The organism is Paraburkholderia phymatum STM815, assembly GCF_000020045.1.
In the GTDB taxonomy this organism is placed as follows: Bacteria; Pseudomonadota; Gammaproteobacteria; order Burkholderiales; family Burkholderiaceae; genus Paraburkholderia; species Paraburkholderia phymatum.
The window spans coordinates 691,281-710,969 of the sequence record NC_010623.1; the positions used below are offsets into that span (position 1 = coordinate 691,281).

Consider the following 19,689-nt stretch of genomic DNA (forward strand, 5'->3'; position numbering starts at 1 on the left):
CAGTCCGCGATGCGGCGGATGAAAGAAAAAGTCAAGCTAATGTTGCCTGATACGCTCTTTCTGAGCCTGCTGCACCGCAAATGCATCGGCCGGTATCCGCGGCTTTCCAACCCGGCCACGTTCAACGAAAAGATCCTGCAACGCAACCTTCGACCGGACCCGCGCTATGTACGATTGACCGACAAGCTCACGGTACGGGAATATGTTGCCAGTAAGCTGGGCGAAGAGCATGTCGTACCGTTAATCGCGGCGCCTGACGCTTTTACGCGCGAGGTCTTCGACAGTCTGCCAGATGCATTCGTCATGAAGGCCAATCACGGCAGTACGTTCGTTGAGATTGTGCGTAACAAGTCGGAAACGACGTTTGAGAAATTGCAGCAGCTCGCGGAGAGATGGCTGTCGACCTCGTTCTATTGGGTCGCACGCGAACGCCACTATCGGCGGATCAAGCCGCGCATATTTTTTGAAGAGCTTCTGCTCGATCGAAACGGACACATTCCCGCCGACTTCAAGATCCACTGTTTCAACGGGCATTCAGGTCACCCGCTGATGTACATTCTGCTGATCTCGGACCGGTTCGGTAACAACACGCACGGCGACGTGTTCGACGAGCAGTGGCGGCGCCTCGATGTGATGATCGGACCTTATACGCGCAGCCCCTCGCCTCCACCACGGCCCGAGAATCTTGAGGCGGTGTTGAAGACGGCGAGCATTCTGGCCAGAGACTTCGACTACGTTCGCGTCGACCTCTATGCACCGGACAATCGCGTGTACTTCGGCGAGTTGACGTTCACGCCAGGCGCGGGCGTATTGCCCTTTACGCCGGATCGCATCGATTACGAATGGGGGAAACTGCTGAGCGCGGAAGCAGAGGTGTGATGTGCGCAGGCCCGCTCGCGATGCGGGCGGGCCTGCGCTTTGGAATGCAGCCGCTGTGAACCGGCCGGCGTTTAGATGTCGGCGTTACCGGAAACGAAGCTGGTGAACGCGCTATACGGCGGATTGAGCGCAGTGCCATTGGTCATCACGCCGTACGTGTTGTTGCCGCTGTCGAGCACGTAATACATCACTGCCTGGATATTGTGCGATTTGCGCGCCTGATAGTACTTGCCGAGCGTGCTCGTGATGTAGCTTGCACGATACGTCTGGGTCTTCTCCGGCCCCGTGTTCCATTCGGTGATGATGAACGGAACGCCATAGCGGGCCTTGCAGTACGTCGGCAGATCGAAGCCCGGGCCCGCACCGTCGATACCGATGTTGAAGATATCGCCGTACACCTCGTAGTTGTGCCACGTCGTGATGTCCCAACGCACCTTCGGATGACCGCCCGAACCGTCTGGCTGCATGCCGTCCCACAGAGCATCCGCAGCGCCGATATCGGCGACGCAGAAGTTGATGCCGCACTTCGCCGACGGTTGAACCGCCTTGACGCCGTCGATCATGCCGCGCATCGCGCCGCGCATCGCGGGCCAGTTCGCGTTGTTGAAGTCGACGGCCTTGGTTCCCGCGTTGGTGAAGTCGAGCACCGTTGCGTTCTGACGCGTCAATTCGTTGCCGCACTCGTAGATCGTCACGCCGTACGGCTTGAGGGCGTTGGCGACCGTCATGGCGACCTGCTGGCCGCGGTTGTATGCAGCAGATTCGCTGCTGAAGACAACACCGTTAGAGTCGTACACGCCCTGGTTGATCAGCACGAGCAGGGTAATGCCTGCCGGCTGGAATGCCTGCGCCAGCTTGGTCACTGCGGCGATCTGCTTCGGATCGTCCGTGCAGCCCACGCGATAGCTCTTGCAACCCATGCCGTTGAGGATCGACACGAGTTGCGCCGGCGTGTACGTGTAGTCGAAGTGGCCATTGATGCCGTAGAACATCCCCGCCGTAGCCGCCGTGGCAATACGCGGGTCGCTGCATGGCAGCCAGCCGCCCACGTCGGTGTTCACATAGAACTGGCCGCCCGTGCCCTTGTGCCAGATCTTGCCGCCGTACCAAAGCAGCATCGACACGTTGTACGTATTGCCCACCGTCTTGTTGTTGCGGTAAATGACACCGCCGACCACAGTCCACATCGCGCCCGTCTTGTCGATGATGTACGAGGCGGACGGAATCGTCGTCCCGTCGGGCGAGGTTCCCCCAAGACGCGGGTCGTTACAGGCGTTCCAGGCCGAGCCGTTCCACGCATAGAACTGACCTCCCGACCCCTGGTGATAGATCACGCCGCCCATGAACAGCACGAGCGATACGTTGTAGGTGTTGCCTGCTTTCGCGCCATTCTTGTAGACCGATCCGCCCGACAGGGTCCACGTGTTGCCTGCATTGTCGATGATCGACGTAGCGGACGGAATCGTCGTGCCGCTGGCGGAGGTCGATGCGCGGGCCGTTGCCTTCGCAACGGCATCGCCCGCACCCGCGCTGATATCTGTGCCGCCGCCGCCGCATGCGGTGAGGATGTAGCTACCACCGAGAGCCGTGAGGGCACCGAGAAATTGACGTCGTTTGTTCATGGCGAAACGTATCCCTGTCGAGAAGTTCTCGAAAAAAGTCCAAAAAAATGACCACTGGAATTCGAGGCGAAAGGCCGGCGCGAGCACGCCCGCATTACTCAGTAATCCTTACTGGTAATGACGCTTGACGACTCGGCTTGTAGACAGGGAAAAAGTGAATGAACCGCTCGCTACTGCAACTTCAAGCGGCGACGCTAACGTCTAGTGTCCCCGTGGCTTCGCGTAAATCATCCGGGCGAAATCTGCATGTGAAAGCCAGGCGATCCGGACAATTCCCAACCTGTTGCCACTGCTGCCAACCATCCTCGTGGATCGCGCAAACGTTTCACCTTCTACCGAAAAAGGCACCCGGCAAAATGTTCGCTACGTCCGTTCGATCGGGGTAAATAGTACCCAAGATATTCAGTAAATTACACAGAAAATTAAGCGTGTCGGACAATTAGCAGGATTCTTCCGACTATAACTTTCAGGAAAGGAAATTCGCCCTTGCTGTTTTCGATGAGCTATTTTTACGCGCGCGGAACGGACCATGCGACCCTACGAGGTATTTTTTTCATGCATATCGTTTCGGCCAGTGCGGGTATTGCCGTATTCGGATGCAGCGAAGGGGATGCGGGGATGCAGCTTTTACCGTGCGCGACATATTTACCGACAATCCAATGCGTATCGAGTGACGCAATTTTTGTCACGTTGAGAATATTATTTCGGTATCGACCCTGGAAGTATTACCGAATGCGGCTTGAGAGCGGGGCGCCGTCGGCAAATGCGGCGACTACGAATGAGCGCGCCGCGGGCAGTGGACTCGCAATGATTCTCTATTTGCCGGAAAAAGACTTACGCTAAGGCAACTTTTTCTTCTTTACATGCACTGGGTGCATGGTCCGGCTGTGCCTTCCCGCTGGACTCGCCGCATGCGTGAGGCGTATCTGGCGTGCCGCGCGCCCATACACGGTATTCGGTCGGAGACTTACCGACGCAACGTCGAAACAGCTTTCCCAACCGATCGCCGTTCGTCAGTCCCACGCGCCGCGCCACCTTGTCCGCAGGCAGTGACGTCTCCGCCAGTAACTGGCACGCGCGCTCGAGGCGGACGCGCTGCAGGTACTCGGAAGGGGACGCGCCCATATGCGCCTGGAAGTTGCGAAGCAACGTGCGCTGACTCATCGCACACGCTTCGGCGGCATCAGCAATACTGACCGAGCGATGACAGTTGTCCTGAAGCCAGCGTGCGGCAGCGCGGATTCGGTCTGCCGCGGTATTCGTCGCATCGACGGAGGGCGAAAGCCATTCGGTCGAATCGACGAATGCAATACGCCGCAATGCCTCGTGCGCAATCGACTCGCCGAAATCCGCCCGGATCACTTCGAACGCCGCCTTGACGGCGCTGCCCAACTGCGCCCGTCTCCGGCGCGCGAGTTCGTAGCCGCTCGCCACGCCCCCTATGCCATCCGAACCCATTGCAGCGCCCAGGTCCGACGTTTCGACACCTGCTGCAAGGAACCTGACGGGTGCGCCTTGTGCGCGCACCCGCTGCAACCATGCTGCGACGCGCGGGGCGTCGCAAGCCTCTCTCGCCTGTGCCCCGCCCGCGATGAACACGCGCGCGAACCGCGTCTCGCTGCTATCCGGCAACTCCTCTGTCGAGACGAACATCGATCGATCGCATTGGATGTGTCCGCCGCGTTCCGACAGGAACTGCATCTCGTACTTTCGCGCCGCCGCGCTCGACTCGAGCGAGCACGCGCATTCGAGTGCCTCCGCGATCGCGCCGATCCCTAGCAGATCACACGCGTCGGTGAGAATGAACGCGATTCGTTGTGTCGTTGACGTCGCGCTGAAATGCTTGTGTGGTATCCATTGCAAGTTATTTTCGACGAACATGGTCGCTCCCGCGTGTTTTGTAATGGCATGCCTGCGCATGCAGTGACTAGTAAGACGATCGTTTGATTCGTTTGCTTAAGGGTGCACCAGAAGATCTCTCTAGCTGGCGTGCGGCTGCCGCGACCCAAGCGCCTGCTTGACGGCTTGCACCACATCCGACGGATCGGCGGATCCTGGGAACCATGTATCCCAGTGCGCCCAGTCCAGACGCGCATCGTCGGTCGACAACGCGATCATCACGGGCCGATGCCGCGCGTCCACGGTGTCGAGCAGATCGCGCGCATCGACGGCGCCAAGCGGGCTTGAACTCACGATCACGCGCGGGTTGAGCCGCCGCGCTTCGTTGCGGGCTTCTTCCGTCGAGAGCGCCGACATGACGTACACACCGTGCGAGGTCAGGCGCGAAACCAGTTGCGACAAACGACCCGCATCGGGATCGAGAACCAGCACATCGACGCGTGCAGCCGGCTGCGCTGCGCCGCGACGCATGCGATGACGGACCTGTGCGCGCACCCAACGCCTGAGCGGCCATACGGTCCGATTGATCTCGTGCCTCACGACAACGCTGCGCCACACGTGAGCTGCGCTGAACCCCTGGCGACGCGCCTGACGCTCGAGCAAGCGCTTGCAGCCGGGCAGATGCAGCAGCGAACATCCTTTGAACCAGCGAAGATCGCGGTGCGTATTCCCCGACCAGTGTCTTCCAACGACGCGATGCGCACCGAGATCGATGATCGGCACCCCTTCGTCGGCAAGCAGATTCAGCGCAGCGGAAATGAAGGCCTCGTCGCCGTTGTGATTCAGTTCGTGAATCGCATGCGTGTAGCGCTCGAAGCAGGCGTGAGCGCGAGGCACCAGCGCGGCAATAAACCCCGCCGACGCCAGCAGGATCTCTCCGCCAAACCACCTCGGGTTCTGCAAACGCGCGCCCGCAACAGTTTCGAGATCCCCGATGACACGCGCATCGCCATAGGCCGAGAACTCCTGGTCGGAAATGTCGAACGCACCGACGCCTATCGTCTGACAGCGCAGCAGCAGTTCCTCATCGACGGGGCGAAGCGCGAGCATGTCGGTATCGAGCACCATGAGCAACTCGCCTTCATGCAGCGTCGCGCCTAACTGCTCCATCATGTCGAGCTTGAAATGCGCGCTGTAGAAGCGCGTGATCTTCGGCAGTGTCAGTGCCGATGGCGACAGCTGTACGACATGCGGACGCGCGTCTGCATCGACCTTTTCCAGGTAGTGCATGACCTGTCCGGCAACATTCGTTGCGACGGTCAGTGCGGGCAGGCCCACCGCCTTGAGACTCCGGTTCAGCGTGATGGCCTGTTCGACGTAGCAGTATGGATCCACGCTCGTGCAGTTGGGGCTTCCCGCACTATCCGCTTCGATATAGACGAGCGAGCACGGCACGACTCCAACGCTGCGATGCGACATGCCGGACGAAGAAGATGTCGTCTGTCTGACTGTGGGTGCGAAGCTTTTGCGCAAGAGCGCTGCGTCGAACATCGTCGCCTCCGGGCTGACAGGTGGTTGGAGCGCTCGTACTCGACCCATCGCTCAAGACAAGGCTTAAGCAACAGGCTTTCAATGCGTGGCGCATCGGAAGAGCAGCATCCATGCCACATGGATCAATGACTGGGAGTCGGAGGGTGCGGGAAATCGCTTTGGGTATTTTTGAAAAATTGTCGTGTAGCGCTTGCAAATTGGCGGCGCGGAATTTGCTGGTCCGGCAATATTTTCATTCTCTGCGAATGCATTGCACTCGCTTGGAATTCTTGCTCAGCTATCGGGGTGGCTCGCCACGAAGCTCACTAACGCGTTGTATGGAAGGTTCAAGGTCACGCCGTCGATCATCACGCCATAAGTGGCGTCGCCGCTATCGAGCTCGTAGTACATCACTGACTGAATGTTTTTCGTCGTCCTCGCCTGATAGTAAGTGGCGTAGCGCGCGCTGATGTAATTCGCGCGATACGACTGGCTTTTCTCTGGCCCCGTGTTCCATTCGGTAAGCAGGAACGGCGCGCCGTAACGCGCCTTGCAATAGGTGGGCAGATCGAACCCTGGACCTGCGCCGTCCGTACCGATATCGAAGATGTCGCCATAGACCTCGTAGTTGTGCCACGTCGTCAGATCCCATCGCACCGCTGGGTGGCCGCTCGTGCCGTCCGGCTGCTTGCCGTCCCACAATGCGTCGGCAGCTCCGATATCTGCGACGCAGAAGTTGATGCCGCACTTCGCATTGGCTTGTGCAGACTTCACGCCGTCGATCATGCCGCGCATCACGCCGCGCATGACAGGCCAGTTCGCGTTACTGAAGTCGGCGACCTTCGTACCCGCGTTGGTCGAGTCGAGAATGATCGCGCTGTCGCGTGTCAGTTCGTTGCCGCATTCGTACATCACGACCCCGTACTGGGAGAGCGCGGCAGCCACGTTCGCGCCACATGCCCGGCCCCGGGTGTAGGCAGCCGACTCGTTGGCGAACAGCGCGCCGTTCGCGTCGCGCACCCCGAGGTTGACGAGCACGAAGAGCGTCAGTCCCGCCGCCTGGAATGCCTGCGCGAGTCGCGTGACGGCGCCGAGTTGCACAGGGTCGTCGGTGCAGCCGACGCGATACGTCGAGCAGCCCATATTCTGCATGATCTGGACGATCTGAGCGGCCGTGTAGCGGTAATCGTAGTGTCCGTTGATACCATGAAACGAGCCGCGCGTCGCTGCCACGGCGATACGCGGATCGCTGCACGGCAGCCATTGGTCGAGATCGGTGCATACGTAAAACTGGCCGCTGGTCGAGCGATACCAGAGCTTTCCGCCGTACCACAACAGCAGCGACACATTCGACGTCGCGCCGGCATACGCGTTGTTGCGAAGAACCATGCCGTTGGTGGAGACAGTCCACAACGCGCCCATCTTGTCGATGATGTACGACGCCGACGGGACAGTCGTGCCGTCAGCGGAAGTGCCGCCCAGACGCGGATCGTTGCACGCGAGCCAGGTCGTGCCATTCCATCCGTAGAACTGCCCGCCCGTACCCTGGTGATAGATGCCGTTGCCATACCACAGCAGCAGCGTCACGTTGTACGTGTTGCCCGCAGCCACGCCGTTGCGATACACCGAGCCCTGCGCGAGTGTCCACAGCGCGCCCTGATTGTCGGTGATGGATGCCGCGGGCGGCACTTCCGTGCCGTTCGGGGATCCGACGGTGCCGCTGTTCGAGCCTGCGTTCGGATCGGTCGACGAACCCGAGGTTGTGCCGTTCGACGTGGGCGACGTCCCGTTGACGGCCGACGAGGTCCTCCCGTTTTGCGTCGTCGACGTGTTCGTGGTTGCGGCGGTGGTGCCGGACGCCGCGCTCGTGCCCGTCGCGCTGGCGCTGCTCGTATTGCCCTGGCCGGTGCGCGATCCGCCACCGCCGCCTCCGCATGCGGTCAGCACATAGCTGCCGCCGACTGCGGTGACCATACCAAGAAACTCACGACGTTTAACCATGAAAAATGAATCCACTGCGCGGGAATGCACCCGATGAACAAAGCGATAGGGATGGGCCGCGAGCGCGACAGCGAAACGCATCGCGTCCCGCATTTGATTCGTGATCCTTATCAATCGATGCTGTATGCCGCTAACTGATCGATCGGCAAGTGTCCGATGGGCTTCCCGTGAAGAGAATCGCGGTAATTATTCCCGCCCTCGATCCCGTCGCTCAGTTAGTGTCTGGATGTCGGCACGATGGAACCAGGCGCGCAGGGTTTGCGCGAAATAACAGAATTCTTGCGCCATTTATGCGTGCTTGGGCATGATTCACTTCGGTCCGCGCGCACATCCCGGAGTGATTCACCTGTTGCTTCCCTTTTAATCGGACCAGTGTGTTTTTATTCGCGCGTTTTGGCCCTTGGGAATTCAGAAAGCGGCATTTTTTTCGTTTCCACGATTACCGGTATAGAGGGGGTCGGCCTCGCGGGCGAATATGCGTTTTTGTCGCATGCAAGCAATCGCACTTACCCCTGCCCCTCATGGTGCCTTCGTTGATCACGCCAACGCCTGTCTGTATCGTGAAACCATGCATCGGCAGCACGACACCTGAAGACGCGCACGAGGATCATCCATGACAAGTTCGGCAAACATTGCGACCGACTCACCGGCCAACACCGACGTGCTGATCATCGGCGCGGGCCCAGTGGGCCTGTTCGCCGCTTTCGAGGCAGGCGTGATCGGGCTTTCCAGCGTGATCGTCGACAACGTCGAGCGCGCAGGCGGCCAGTGTATCGAGCTGTATCCGGACAAGCCGATCTACGACATCCCCGCGATCCCCTCCTGCACCGCCCGAGAACTGGTCGACCGCCTGCTCGAGCAATGCCGGCCTTTCGCTCCGCCGCTGCATCTCGGGCATCGCGTCGACACGGTCGAGCAGCTGGATAACGGGCGCTGGCTCGCGCGTACCGACAAGGGACTCACGGTTGAATCCGCCGCCATCCTGATTGCGGCCGGCAATGGGTCGTTCGTGCCGCAACGCTTGCAGCTCGACGACGCAGCGCCGCTCGAAGGTCATTATGTTCACTACAGCGTAAGCAATCTCGCCGATTTCGCCGGGAAGAAAATGGTGGTGGCAGGGGGAGGCGACTCCGCGCTCGATTGGGCCTTGGCGCTTCGCACCGTCGCGCAGCACGTCACGCTCGTGCACCGGCGCAATGGCTTCAGCGCGACGGACTCGAGCGTCGCCAACATGCGCCGTGCCGTCGAGGCGGGCGAAATGAATTTTGCGGTCGGCACGATTGCGAGCCTGAACGCACCGGGTGGACAGCTCGAATCGATCGAGCTTCGTCAGGCCGAGGGATCCGTGCAGCTGGCCACGGATCATCTGCTCGTTCTGTTCGGTCTCGTCGCGGACCTGGGTCCGATCCAACAATGGGGCGTCGAAGTGCGGGGCGGCCGCATCACTGTCGACACCTCGAACTACGAGAGTTCGCGTCCCGGCATCTTCGCAGCAGGCGATATCGCGGGCTACCCGAACAAGCAGAAGCTGATTCTGTCTGGCTTTCACGAAGCGTCGCTCGCGCTTCGGAAGGCGTACAGCTACGCGTATCCGGACAAGAAACGCGTGCATATCCACTCGAGTTACGACGCCAAACTCGCAGAGCGCGTCGCCGCGTCTCACACCTAGCATCTGGACTTCCGTCGAGTTCCGTGCATCGCTCTTCGTGTATAAAGGAGGGAGCCAGAATCCACGGAGCCCGACGTGTCCGAAATGCCGCCGTCAAGCACGAACGCAGCCGCCGAAGATCCGCCGGCATCCATGTGGCGTCGCATGACGCCATGGGCAATGGGCGGCGCAGTCGTACTGCTGCTCATCGTTCTGTTCGTTGCCTTCAACCCAACGCGAAAGAGTCCGGATGAGCGCGCGCTGAGTGAGCTTGGATTCATTAAAGGCACCTGCAGCGACAGCGGCACTTCAACAGCAAAAACCGAATCGACCTGCCTCGCACTGCGAGCGCAGCCGACCTTGACGGCGTCGCAAGTCGCTGCCGCCGTGCCGCATCTGAAGGATTCCGACCGCAACATCGAATTGAATCTCGCCAACACGCAAATCGACAATCTCGATGCACTGAAGGAACTGGACACGCTGGAGTCGCTCGATCTGACGGGAACGCCCATCTGGAACATCGACGCACTCAAGGACATGCATTCGCTGAAGCGGCTGGTTCTTCATCGCACGGAGGTCGAGAACATCGCCGCGCTCAAAGGATTGACCGGTCTGCAATCGCTTACGCTGTGGGACACGCGTGTTTCGAACCTCGACGCGCTGAAGAGTCTCACTGACCTGCGGCAACTCGACCTGCGTGACACACAGGTTCGCGATCTCGATCCGCTCGAAGATCTGCCTCGCCTGGACACGCTTAAGCTCGGCGGCGCGCGAAACGTGCGCGACATCGACGCGCTCGGCCAGCTCACTTCGCTGAAAACACTCGACCTTAACGAGACTCAGGTCGACAGCATCAAGCCGTTGAAGAAACTGCGCGACATGCAGGCGCTCTATCTTGCGAATACACCGCTGCGCGACATCGATGCAATAAAGAACATGCCCTCGCTCAAGACACTCGTGCTGGACGGCTCGCGCGTGGACGATATCGATGGCGTGCGCGGACTGCAGCAAATGGACACGCTCGTGCTCGCGCGCACGCAAATCGCGAACATCGACGCGTTAAAGGGACTCACGGGCCTGCAAAGACTGAATCTCGCCGACACACGCGTCGACAATATCGATGCGCTAAGAGACCTGAAAAACCTTCGCATGCTGAATCTTTTCCGCACGAGAGTGCGAAATGTCGATGCGCTGCGGGGCTTGACGAATCTGCAAGAGCTTTATCTCGCGAATACGCCGATTGACGACGTCGATGTACTCAAGGGTTTATCGGGTTTGCGCGAACTCGTCCTCTATGGCACGAAGGCCAGGAACGTCGACGATCTCAAGGCGGCGCTGCCGAAAACACGGATCGTCTGGTAAACATTCGACATTTTTGCAACACGTGCGCAAGGTCACACAGCAGCCGGCCGGATTTTGATAGTCTGTATCTGCCGGTAAGCGATGCAATGCACCGGCAAAGAAATTCGACCAGGTGTCTGAGTACCGGAGGGTACGCTCATGCTTAACTGGCTTGCAAACCTCATCTCCCATCACGCCCCCACCCCCGAAAAACAGGCCGAACGGGCCTTGAGCGAACTTCGAATGGGTCTCTTCCAGGCCGAACAGCGGGTTCTGGATGCGCAGTTGCAGGCCGATTATTACCGATCCCGCATCGCGTTTTGCGAACAGGTTGCAAAAGGCGGCATCGAGCAGGTATCGGATCGTCGCAGGAGCCCGCCGCAAGAAGCGGCCGTCGACACGCTGCGCCCAAGCCTCAAACTGACCGCGGCGCAATAAGCCATAGCGCGTGGCCAAAGCGGTGACGCGTAGCGCGCGTCACCTTCGATCGACACATGATGCGTCGTCGGGTGCCGGAATACGGCTTGCCGTCCTTGTGCAAGAACCGGCTGCCGCTGCTCGGGCTCATCATGTCGATGTCGGCGCACGTGATGACATCCGCAGTTGAACGCGAACGGACTTCCACATAGACGGCGGTCGCGTCCGACCGGTTGGTCATCCGATGGCCGTTGCCAATCTCGGCTACCGACGCCGGCAACGCGATCATTCTGGCTCGCGCCATCGCCAATCGTCATTCGCGCTTAGCCCTGCGGCGCGTCGCCCTTTTCCGCCAGATGAGTGCAACTCGTCGTACGATGCATACCGCTGCATACGCACGGATCCCGCACTCATCCCTTACTTCATGAATGATTCATCCCGCTCCGCTTCGCTCGGACCGCTGCCTTATGTCGTCGCCGCGACCTTCTTCATGGAGTATCTCGACACGACGATCATCGCAACCGCGCTTCCGCAGATGGCTCAGTCGTTCCGCACGAGTCCCAACGCACTCAGCCTCGGCATGAGCGCCTACATGATCGCGCTCGCAATCTTCATCCCCGCCAGCGGCTGGGTGGCGGACCGCTTCGGCTCCCGAAGCGTATTCTTCTCCGCGATCGTCACGTTCACGCTCGCTTCGCTGTTATGCGGCATTTCGCAGAACGTGGCCGAATTTACCGCTGCACGCGTGCTGCAAGGCATCGGCGGCGCGCTGATGGTTCCCGTGGGACGACTCACCGTCGTGCGTAGCATCGACAAAAAGCAGTTGATGCAGGCCATTTCGACGATCACATGGCCAGGCATCGTTGCGCCCGTGATCGGGCCGCCCGTGGGCGGGTTCATTACGACTTATGCATCGTGGCGCTGGATCTTCCTGCTCAACCTGCCCGTCTGTCTCGCCGTGCTGGTCGCCGTGCTCAAATGGGTGCCGAACCTGCGCAGCGCCGAACGGCGTCCGTTCGATGCGCTGGGCCTCGTACTCAGCGCACTGACCTTGACGGCAATTCTCTATGGCGCCGATATGGCGAGTCAGCCGGATACGAATCCGTTCGTCGCGCTCGGCGTCCTCGCCATTGGCCTGGCCTTTGGCTGCGTCGCGTTTTGTCAGGCGCGCCGACACCGGCATCCGCTGATCGACGTGAGCACGCTGAAGATCCCGACGTTCTCCGTCACCGTCGTCACAGGCACGATCACGCGCATCGGCATCGGCGCAGTGCCGTATCTGATGCCACTGCTGTTCCAGATCGGCTTCGGCTTGTCGGCGTTCAAGTCTGGGCTGCTGCTGCTCGTCAGCGCAACCGGCAACCTCGGCATGAAGGCGCTCACGACGCGGATCTTGCAGCGCTACGGCTTCCGGCGCGTCGCGATAGCGGCGAGCGCCACGTGCGGGGTCTTCACGATCCTATGCGGCGTGCTTACGCCCGATTCGCCGCTCGCGTGGGTTCTGGTGGTCGTGTTTATCTACGGGCTCGGGCGTTCACTGCAGTTTTCCACCCTGGCCACGCTTGCCTACGCGGATGTCCCGTCACAACAGACGAGCGCGGCCAACACGCTGTGGAATGCGGCCGCGCAGATGAGCATCGGTCTGGGCATTGCATTCGGCGCAGTGGCGTTGCGTGCAGCGTCCGTCGTCAATGGAAATGACATGGGCGACAGCCGTAGTCACACACCGATATTCACGCTCGGCGACTTCCGCCTTGCGTTCCTGTGCGCGGGCGTGCTGACGATCATGTCGATATATGGCTACGTGAAGCTCGCCCACGACGCCGGAAACAGGCTGAGGGCGGTATCGAACTAAACGCATGCATTCGAGGCACCATTCGGCTTCACTCCACATCGCGCATAAAGCGGAAGCGGATGCTCAAGCTTCCATCATCCGCGCCGATATCCGATGCATGAAAGAAAATGAACTCGACAAGCGCTTTCCCGAAGATCCGATGTGGAATGTCGCACAGGCAATCGAAGGCTGCGTGCGCGCGATTCGCACGGCGCGCGGCAAGCTGAATCCGGAAGATTGCACGCCCGGCACGCTCCAATACGAAGCGGTCACGATGGATTTCATCGACGACTGCATCCGCTCGCTGGGCGGCGATCCCGATGCCGAAGACGATGTAGACGATTTCGGCATCGGAGCGGCGGGCTGACCTTTCTTTCGGGAGCGCCGTCATCGCGAGTGGAGAATCGCCGATGTCCGCGCTCGACTGCACGCCGGATGCCGTTCGTGCAGGCTTGCCGCCGATCCACCATGCATCGAAAGCCGAACGATGCATGACCCGTTGGCACTCGACATGGCGTGAAGAAACGGCCGGTGTCGACAACCGAGTCCATCTGCTGTTCTGTTTTCTCGTGCTGCCGGCAACGGCGCCGACTGTGTCCGAATCTGTTGCAACTCGCCGTCTGTGCGCTGCCCGACCAGCGCTATGTCGGTGGAAACTCGCCGCGTTCAGGTCGGCAATGAATCGCCCGTCTGCTCACGAATGATGTAATCGGCGTACCAGTCAGGCCAGTTTTCATCGTGCTCGCCCGTGCGCTTCTCATGTTCGCCGTGCGCGGCGGCAGCGCGCCGAAGCGCACCCGCGAGATCGGCGGCCGACACGAAAGTCGTGGCATCCGCGTCAACTCTTCCGGGCAGTCGCGCTGTCACTTCCTGGAACACCCAGCCGTTCCCATCTGGATCATTGAACGAAGCGAAAGAGCCATAGCTCTTACGCTCGGGATGTGGGCCGCTCACACGCCCGTCTTCGCCGGCATGATGGAATACGCCGCCGATGTCGTGGAAAACTTCGCTTACCGCCACGCCACGGCCGATCAACTCCGCACGCGCTGCTTCGACGTCGGACACAATGAGGTGAAGTCCCTGAACCGAGCCCGGCTCTTCCGCCGTGACGCCTTTGCCGAACAGGATCGAGCATGAGGAACCCATAGGCGTGAAATGCACGACGCGGAAATCATCGCCTCTCACGATGTCGACGTCGAGCCGCCAGCCGAGTCCCGCGTAAAACTGCAGCGCGCGATCGACGTCCGATACGGGAATGACCACGACCTCGAGTTTCATATCGACCGCTTTTGCCCGGCCGGTCGCGGTTGCAGCATGACTGCGCGTCTGTTGATTGCTCATGTAAAGCTCCTTGCAATAAAGGAATCTAAAAATGGCAAATGCAAACAAGCAAACAAAGGCAGAAATAGACGGTCGCGTCGTTCGGTTCCTGATAGGAGTTGTGTATCGAGCGATCGGACCGAATCCTCTCACGAGAAGACTTTCTGTGAATTTCGCTGCTTCTGCCCCAGAAGCGTGAGAAAGACGACTAGGTCCGCCAGGAAGAGTTGCTTCGCGAGAGTATCAGCAAAGCTCTGCTCGATGCAGCGAAGGTACGCATCCGGCTTGAACGCTTCGAGCCGGATTGGGGGGGCCTTTGGCAGGATCAACGAGTAGCGTGCGACAGTTAGCGTCCAGTTGCGGCAGCCGCCGCCGATGCGCCCGACCCGTATCGCTCGAGTGACACGGGGGGCGCGCACAGCTTCACTCTTTCGAATCGGCAGCGCCAATCTGAATATCGACGAACGGCGTCGCTGTCATCGTCACGGCGACGTGATCCGATGCCGGCAGCAGGCCGGCAAATGCGGCGACGCCTGTCGCGCACAGCACGATCATAGCGAGCGCCCCGACGGCGACAAGCGAATGGCGCGTTGCGGACGATCTGAACAGGTTGGGCGATGTGTGCATGAGCAATCTCCGGTCTCGGCGCTGCGGTATCTGCGACAACTTCTGCAATATCCACGCCAACGGGCATGACGTCTGCCGCATTGCCGTGTGTACGCGGGCTTTGCGCGCTCGCGTCCGAGGCAGCACATACATGAAAGACCGGCGCGATGTCGGGCTCATTCCAACACAGCGCACCCCTTTTCTGCTCGGCGCCAACACCTTCAGGCGCCGCTATAGCCCCAATGCTGCGCCGCCTGAACGTGCTGGCGCGCGCAGATTCGCATCGGCACGATATCCGGCAGCGCCGCAAGCGCGCGCGCCCATATCTGCCGAGTGCGTGTCCACACCAGCTCGCGCCAGTCGTCGTCGGCCGGCATGAAAGCGTCGAACAGCGCGCGGCTGATCGCGCGGCCTTGCGCATCCAATGGATCGCCGTACAGATGCAGCCAGTGATCATTGCGCAGCGCGGTGTGCATCGGGCCCTCCGGATACGTGCCGCATTCGATAACGACTTGGCAGCAGATGCGTGTCGTGCAGCGCATTCTGCGGAGTCTGCGACGTATAACCGGTCGACCGCGAGACCACGCCCGTCTCGCTCACCGCGGCATCGGGGTGCGTGAACAGCGTATAGAGCCACGGACCATAAAGACGCTGCGCGTCCGCGAGGCCGGGGTAGGCCGCTTGCGTAATCGACATTAGTATCGGATGGCCGAATGCCCCCGCGCCCGTATGCAGGTCGAACGCGATGGCGACCTGAGCCGGCTTGAAAAAGCGTTGCGCAATGTGCGCGCGTCCGGGTTGCCGAGCCATGCAACGTCCGTTGTGAGTGCCTCGCCCTTCGGCCCTTTCAGCGGATGCGCGAAATTCGTCACTCGCGCGCCGGCCGTTTGCGCGGCGTGCAGAAAACGATGACGTAGCGTGTCGAAATCGGGTTGGACAGGAAAGCCGATTTTCATGAAATCTTCGGTCAACACTTCGCCGATGGTCTGTGTCGAGTCGCGATTGGTCGTGCCTGCGTTGACGAACGGAATGTCGAGGCTCCGTCCCGACAGGCGCTGCTTCAGTGCGGCAAGCTGATCCGGCTCGTAGATGTCGAGAACTTCGATCCCAACCCGGCCGTGGTACTCGTCAGCCAGATCGTGCAGCAAGGTACGCGTCGTTCCGCCGAACCGTGCCGAGCACGTTCTGTGCCTTGCTTCACATGCCCCTTGGAACCGCCACCTACCTCGGACATGAACGATCGGAACAGCGGCATCACGGCCACTGTGGTGCGTGAATGCTCAGAGACTGTTGGCGACTGCAACATCGACCGCACAAACGCCAAGACCCCGCTTTTGAGGGCGGGGTCATGGCGATGTATAAGGAGCCTGACGATTACCTACTTTCACACGGGCAATCCGCACTATCATCGGCGTGGAGTCGTTTCACGGTCCTGTTCGGGATGGGAAGGGGTGGGACCGACTCGCTATGGTCATCAGGCATGACGGGTTGCTGCGTCGCATCGCGGTGCGCCACAGCCAATCTGGAAGAAGCGTAAAGAGGGGGGTTGTGTTGTGTCGTGTTGCGGGCACAACGCTGTTGTCTCAACCTGTGTGGTACCGAGACAGACCTGTTATAGGATCAAGCCTTACGGGCAATTAGTATCAGTTAGCTTAACGCATTACTGCGCTTCCACACCTGACCTATCAACGTCCTGGTCTTGAACGACCCTTCAAGGGGCTCGAAGCCCCGGGGATATCTCATCTTAAGGCGAGTTTCCCGCTTAGATGCTTTCAGCGGTTATCTCTTCCGAACATAGCTACCCGGCGATGCCACTGGCGTGACAACCGGTACACCAGAGGTTCGTCCACTCCGGTCCTCTCGTACTAGGAGCAGCCCCCTTCAAATATCCAGCGCCCACGGCAGATAGGGACCAAACTGTCTCACGACGTTTTAAACCCAGCTCACGTACCTCTTTAAATGGCGAACAGCCATACCCTTGGGACCGGCTACAGCCCCAGGATGAGATGAGCCGACATCGAGGTGCCAAACACCGCCGTCGATATGAACTCTTGGGCGGTATCAGCCTGTTATCCCCAGAGTACCTTTTATCCGTTGAGCGATGGCCCTTCCATACAGAACCACCGGATCACTATGACCTGCTTTCGCACCTGCTCGACTTGTCGGTCTCGCAGTTAAGCACGCTTATGCCATTGCACTATCAGCACGATTTCCGACCGTACCTAGCGTACCTTCGTACTCCTCCGTTACACTTTGGGAGGAGACCGCCCCAGTCAAACTGCCCACCATGCACTGTCCCCGACCCGGATCACGGGCCAAGGTTAGAACCTCAAACAAACCAGGGTGGTATTTCAAGGACGGCTCCACGCAAACTGGCGTTCACGCTTCATAGCCTCCCACCTATCCTACACAGATCGGTTCAAAGTCCAATGCAAAGCTACAGTAAAGGTTCATGGGGTCTTTCCGTCTAGCCGCGGGGAGATTGCATCATCACAAACACTTCAACTTCGCTGAGTCTCGGGAGGAGACAGTGTGGCCATCGTTACGCCATTCGTGCAGGTCGGAACTTACCCGACAAGGAATTTCGCTACCTTAGGACCGTTATAGTTACGGCCGCCGTTTACCGGGACTTCAATCAAGAGCTTGCACCCCATCATTTAATCTTCCGGCACCGGGCAGGCGTCACACCCTATACGTCCACTTTCGTGTTTGCAGAGTGCTGTGTTTTTATTAAACAGTCGCAGCCACCAGTTTATTGCAACCCCTTCACCCTCTGCGCGCAGGCGCATCAAGCTACAGGGGCGTACCTTATCCCGAAGTTACGGTACCAATTTGCCGAGTTCCTTCTCCCGAGTTCTCTCAAGCGCCTTAGAATACTCATCTCGCCCACCTGTGTCGGTTTGCGGTACGGTCAATGTGAAACTGAAGCTTAGAGGCTTTTCCTGGAACCCCTTCCGATTGCTTCGTCGCCTAAGCGACTCGCGCCACGCCCTTGAATCCCGTGCCCGGATTTGCCAGAGCACCTTCTCCAACGCAGCGACCGGGACTTCCAACACCCGGACAACCTTCCGCGATCCGTCCCCCCATCGCATTTCACACTGGTGCAGGAATATTGACCTGCTTCCCATCAGCTACGCATTTCTGCCTCGCCTTAGGGGCCGACTCACCCTACGCCGATGAACGTTGCGTAGGAAACCTTGGGCTTACGGCGAGGGGGCCTTTCACCCCCTTTATCGCTACTCATGTCAGCATTCGCACTTCCGATACCTCCAGCACACTTTCCAGTGCACCTTCGCAGGCTTACGGAACGCTCTCCTACCATGCGTGCAAAGCACGCATCCGCAGCTTCGGTATATGGCTTAGCCCCGTTACATCTTCCGCGCAGGACGACTCGATCAGTGAGCTATTACGCTTTCTTTAAAGGGTGGCTGCTTCTAAGCCAACCTCCTGACTGTTTTAGCCTTCCCACTTCGTTTCCCACTTAGCCATATTTGGGGACCTTAGCTGGCGGTCTGGGTTGTTTCCCTCTTGACACCGGACGTTAGCACCCGATGTCTGTCTCCCGTGATTGCACTCTTCGGTATTCGGAGTTTGCTATGGCGAGGTAATCCGCAATGGACCCCTCAACCATGACAGTGCTCTACCCCCGAAGGTGATACACGAGGCACTACCTAAATAGTTTTCGGAGAGAACCAGCTATTTCCAGGTTTGTTTAGCCTTTCACCCCTATCCACAGCTCATCCCCTAACTTTTCAACGTTAGTGGGTTCGGACCTCCAGTACGTGTTACCGCACCTTCATCCTGGCCATGGATAGATCACCTGGTTTCGGGTCTACACCCAGCGACTGATTCGCCCTGTTCGGACTCGCTTTCGCTACGCCTGCCCTAATCGGTTAAGCTCGCCACTGAATGTAAGTCGCTGACCCATTATACAAAAGGTACGCCGTCACCCCTTGCGAGGCTCCGACTGTTTGTATGCATGCGGTTTCAGGATCTGTTTCACTCCCCTCCCGGGGTTCTTTTCGCCTTTCCCTCACGGTACTGGTTCACTATCGGTCGATCACGAGTATTTAGCCTTGGAGGATGGTCCCCCCATCTTCAGACAGGATTTCACGTGTCCCGCCCTACTTGTCGTACACCCAGTTCTTCCTCGCTGTTTTCGCCTACGGGGCTATCACCCACTATGGCCGCACTTTCCAGAGCGTTCGGCTAACAACGAAGATAAAGAGTACAGGCTGGTCCCATTTCGCTCGCCACTACTTTGGGAATCTCGGTTGATTTCTTTTCCTGCGGTTACTTAGATGTTTCAGTTCACCGCGTTCGCTCCACGCAACCTATGGATTCAGTTGCGGGTGACCCATACGGGCCGGGTTTCCCCATTCGGATATCGGTGGATCAAAGCTCGTTTGCCAGCTCCCCACCGCTTTTCGCAGGCTACCGCGTCCTTCATCGCCTGTGATCGCCAAGGCATCCACCACATGCACTTGTTCGCTTGACCCTATAACGGGTATGTCTCTTTCGATAACATCCGCTACAGGTTGAGTTTTCGCGTGTCGGTCCACGTTAGTGCCTCAGCACTTATCGGGGAGCCCACACACTGCGTGTTGTGCCGTATTCCAAGGCTGTCTTTCGACAACCCTTAAATACTTTCG

General features: G+C 59.3%; 17 protein-coding genes and 2 rRNA genes. 6 read left to right on the forward strand and 13 right to left on the reverse strand.

Annotated elements, in window-relative coordinates; genetic code table 11:
• The first annotated feature begins 9 nt into the window (after nucleotides 1-9).
• Nucleotides 10-879: an ATP-grasp fold amidoligase family protein gene (locus BPHY_RS18865; RefSeq protein WP_407671273.1), complete on the forward strand. Its 870-nt coding sequence runs from the start codon at nucleotides 10-12 to the stop codon at nucleotides 877-879.
• 71 nt (nucleotides 880-950) lie between these two features.
• Here BPHY_RS18865 and BPHY_RS18870 read toward each other — a convergent pair whose 3' ends face one another.
• From BPHY_RS18870 to BPHY_RS18885, 4 genes are all read right to left on the reverse strand, one after another.
• Nucleotides 951-2,501, reverse strand: a complete 1,551-nt coding sequence (locus BPHY_RS18870; protein ID WP_012403044.1) for a hypothetical protein — start codon at nucleotides 2,499-2,501, stop codon at nucleotides 951-953.
• A gap of 834 nt (nucleotides 2,502-3,335) precedes the next feature.
• Nucleotides 3,336-4,382 carry a helix-turn-helix domain-containing protein gene (locus BPHY_RS18875; protein ID WP_012403045.1) on the reverse strand — a complete coding sequence of 349 codons (1,047 nt, stop codon included), beginning with the start codon at nucleotides 4,380-4,382 and terminating at the stop codon, nucleotides 3,336-3,338.
• Between the two features lie 99 nt (nucleotides 4,383-4,481).
• Complete coding sequence (locus BPHY_RS38755) at nucleotides 4,482-5,891, reverse strand: DNA-binding transcriptional response regulator (protein WP_012403046.1); 1,410 nt, start codon at nucleotides 5,889-5,891, stop codon at nucleotides 4,482-4,484.
• 273 nt (nucleotides 5,892-6,164) lie between these two features.
• Complete coding sequence (locus tag BPHY_RS18885) at nucleotides 6,165-7,871, reverse strand: hypothetical protein (RefSeq protein ID WP_176061965.1); 1,707 nt, start codon at nucleotides 7,869-7,871, stop codon at nucleotides 6,165-6,167.
• Between the two features lie 613 nt (nucleotides 7,872-8,484).
• Here BPHY_RS18885 and BPHY_RS18895 point away from each other — a divergent pair.
• The 3 genes from BPHY_RS18895 (at nucleotide 8,485) to BPHY_RS18905 (ending at nucleotide 11,298) form a co-directional block, all read left to right on the forward strand.
• Nucleotides 8,485-9,540 carry an NAD(P)/FAD-dependent oxidoreductase gene (locus BPHY_RS18895; RefSeq protein ID WP_012403048.1) on the forward strand — a complete coding sequence of 352 codons (1,056 nt, stop codon included), beginning with the start codon at nucleotides 8,485-8,487 and terminating at the stop codon, nucleotides 9,538-9,540.
• An 84-nt stretch (nucleotides 9,541-9,624) separates the two neighbouring features.
• Nucleotides 9,625-10,881, forward strand: a complete 1,257-nt coding sequence (locus tag BPHY_RS18900; RefSeq protein ID WP_244257815.1) for a leucine-rich repeat domain-containing protein — start codon at nucleotides 9,625-9,627, stop codon at nucleotides 10,879-10,881.
• A gap of 138 nt (nucleotides 10,882-11,019) precedes the next feature.
• The gene (locus tag BPHY_RS18905) at nucleotides 11,020-11,298 is read left to right on the forward strand and encodes a hypothetical protein (RefSeq protein ID WP_012403050.1); all 279 of its coding nucleotides are present in this window, start codon (nucleotides 11,020-11,022) and stop codon (nucleotides 11,296-11,298) included.
• Here BPHY_RS18905 and BPHY_RS43195 read toward each other — a convergent pair.
• A complete protein-coding gene (locus BPHY_RS43195) occupies nucleotides 11,276-11,566 on the reverse strand; it encodes a cupin domain-containing protein (protein WP_244257811.1) in 291 nt (96 codons plus the stop codon). The genes BPHY_RS18905 and BPHY_RS43195 overlap by 23 nt on opposite strands.
• A 135-nt stretch (nucleotides 11,567-11,701) precedes the next feature.
• On the opposite strand from BPHY_RS43195, the gene BPHY_RS18910 reads away from it, so the two are divergent.
• Complete coding sequence (locus BPHY_RS18910) at nucleotides 11,702-13,132, forward strand: DHA2 family efflux MFS transporter permease subunit (protein ID WP_012403051.1); 1,431 nt, start codon at nucleotides 11,702-11,704, stop codon at nucleotides 13,130-13,132.
• A 97-nt stretch (nucleotides 13,133-13,229) separates the two neighbouring features.
• On the forward strand, nucleotides 13,230-13,478 hold the full coding sequence (locus tag BPHY_RS18915) for a hypothetical protein (protein ID WP_012403052.1): 249 nt from the start codon (nucleotides 13,230-13,232) through the stop codon (nucleotides 13,476-13,478).
• A gap of 299 nt (nucleotides 13,479-13,777) precedes the next feature.
• Here the strand turns inward: BPHY_RS18915 and BPHY_RS18920 are convergent, their stop codons facing one another.
• From BPHY_RS18920 to BPHY_RS18945, 8 genes are all read right to left on the reverse strand, one after another.
• Nucleotides 13,778-14,452 (reverse strand): VOC family protein, encoded by a 675-nt coding sequence (locus BPHY_RS18920; RefSeq protein WP_012403053.1) that lies wholly within the window; start codon nucleotides 14,450-14,452, stop codon nucleotides 13,778-13,780.
• Between the two features lie 128 nt (nucleotides 14,453-14,580).
• Nucleotides 14,581-14,880, reverse strand: a complete 300-nt coding sequence (locus tag BPHY_RS18925) for a hypothetical protein (protein ID WP_157686637.1) — start codon at nucleotides 14,878-14,880, stop codon at nucleotides 14,581-14,583.
• Entirely contained in the window at nucleotides 14,855-15,058 is a 204-nt protein-coding gene (locus BPHY_RS18930) for a hypothetical protein (protein WP_052306128.1), read from the reverse strand. Before BPHY_RS18930 ends, BPHY_RS18925 begins: the two co-directional genes overlap by 26 nt.
• Before the next feature lie 200 nt (nucleotides 15,059-15,258).
• Complete coding sequence (locus BPHY_RS43200) at nucleotides 15,259-15,513, reverse strand: DUF2817 domain-containing protein (RefSeq protein ID WP_052306129.1); 255 nt, start codon at nucleotides 15,511-15,513, stop codon at nucleotides 15,259-15,261.
• Nucleotides 15,491-15,733: a hypothetical protein gene (locus BPHY_RS43205; RefSeq protein WP_052306130.1), complete on the reverse strand. Its 243-nt coding sequence runs from the start codon at nucleotides 15,731-15,733 to the stop codon at nucleotides 15,491-15,493. The genes BPHY_RS43200 and BPHY_RS43205 overlap by 23 nt, the downstream gene beginning before the upstream one ends.
• A complete protein-coding gene (locus BPHY_RS43210) occupies nucleotides 15,733-16,185 on the reverse strand; it encodes a DUF2817 domain-containing protein (RefSeq protein ID WP_052306131.1) in 453 nt (150 codons plus the stop codon). Before BPHY_RS43210 ends, BPHY_RS43205 begins: the two co-directional genes overlap by 1 nt.
• 217 nt (nucleotides 16,186-16,402) lie before the next feature.
• A 5S ribosomal RNA gene (gene rrf / locus BPHY_RS18940) occupies nucleotides 16,403-16,516 on the reverse strand.
• Nucleotides 16,517-16,653: 137 nt separating this feature from the next.
• A 23S ribosomal RNA gene (locus tag BPHY_RS18945) occupies nucleotides 16,654-19,535 on the reverse strand.
• Between the last annotated feature and the right edge of the window lie 154 nt (nucleotides 19,536-19,689).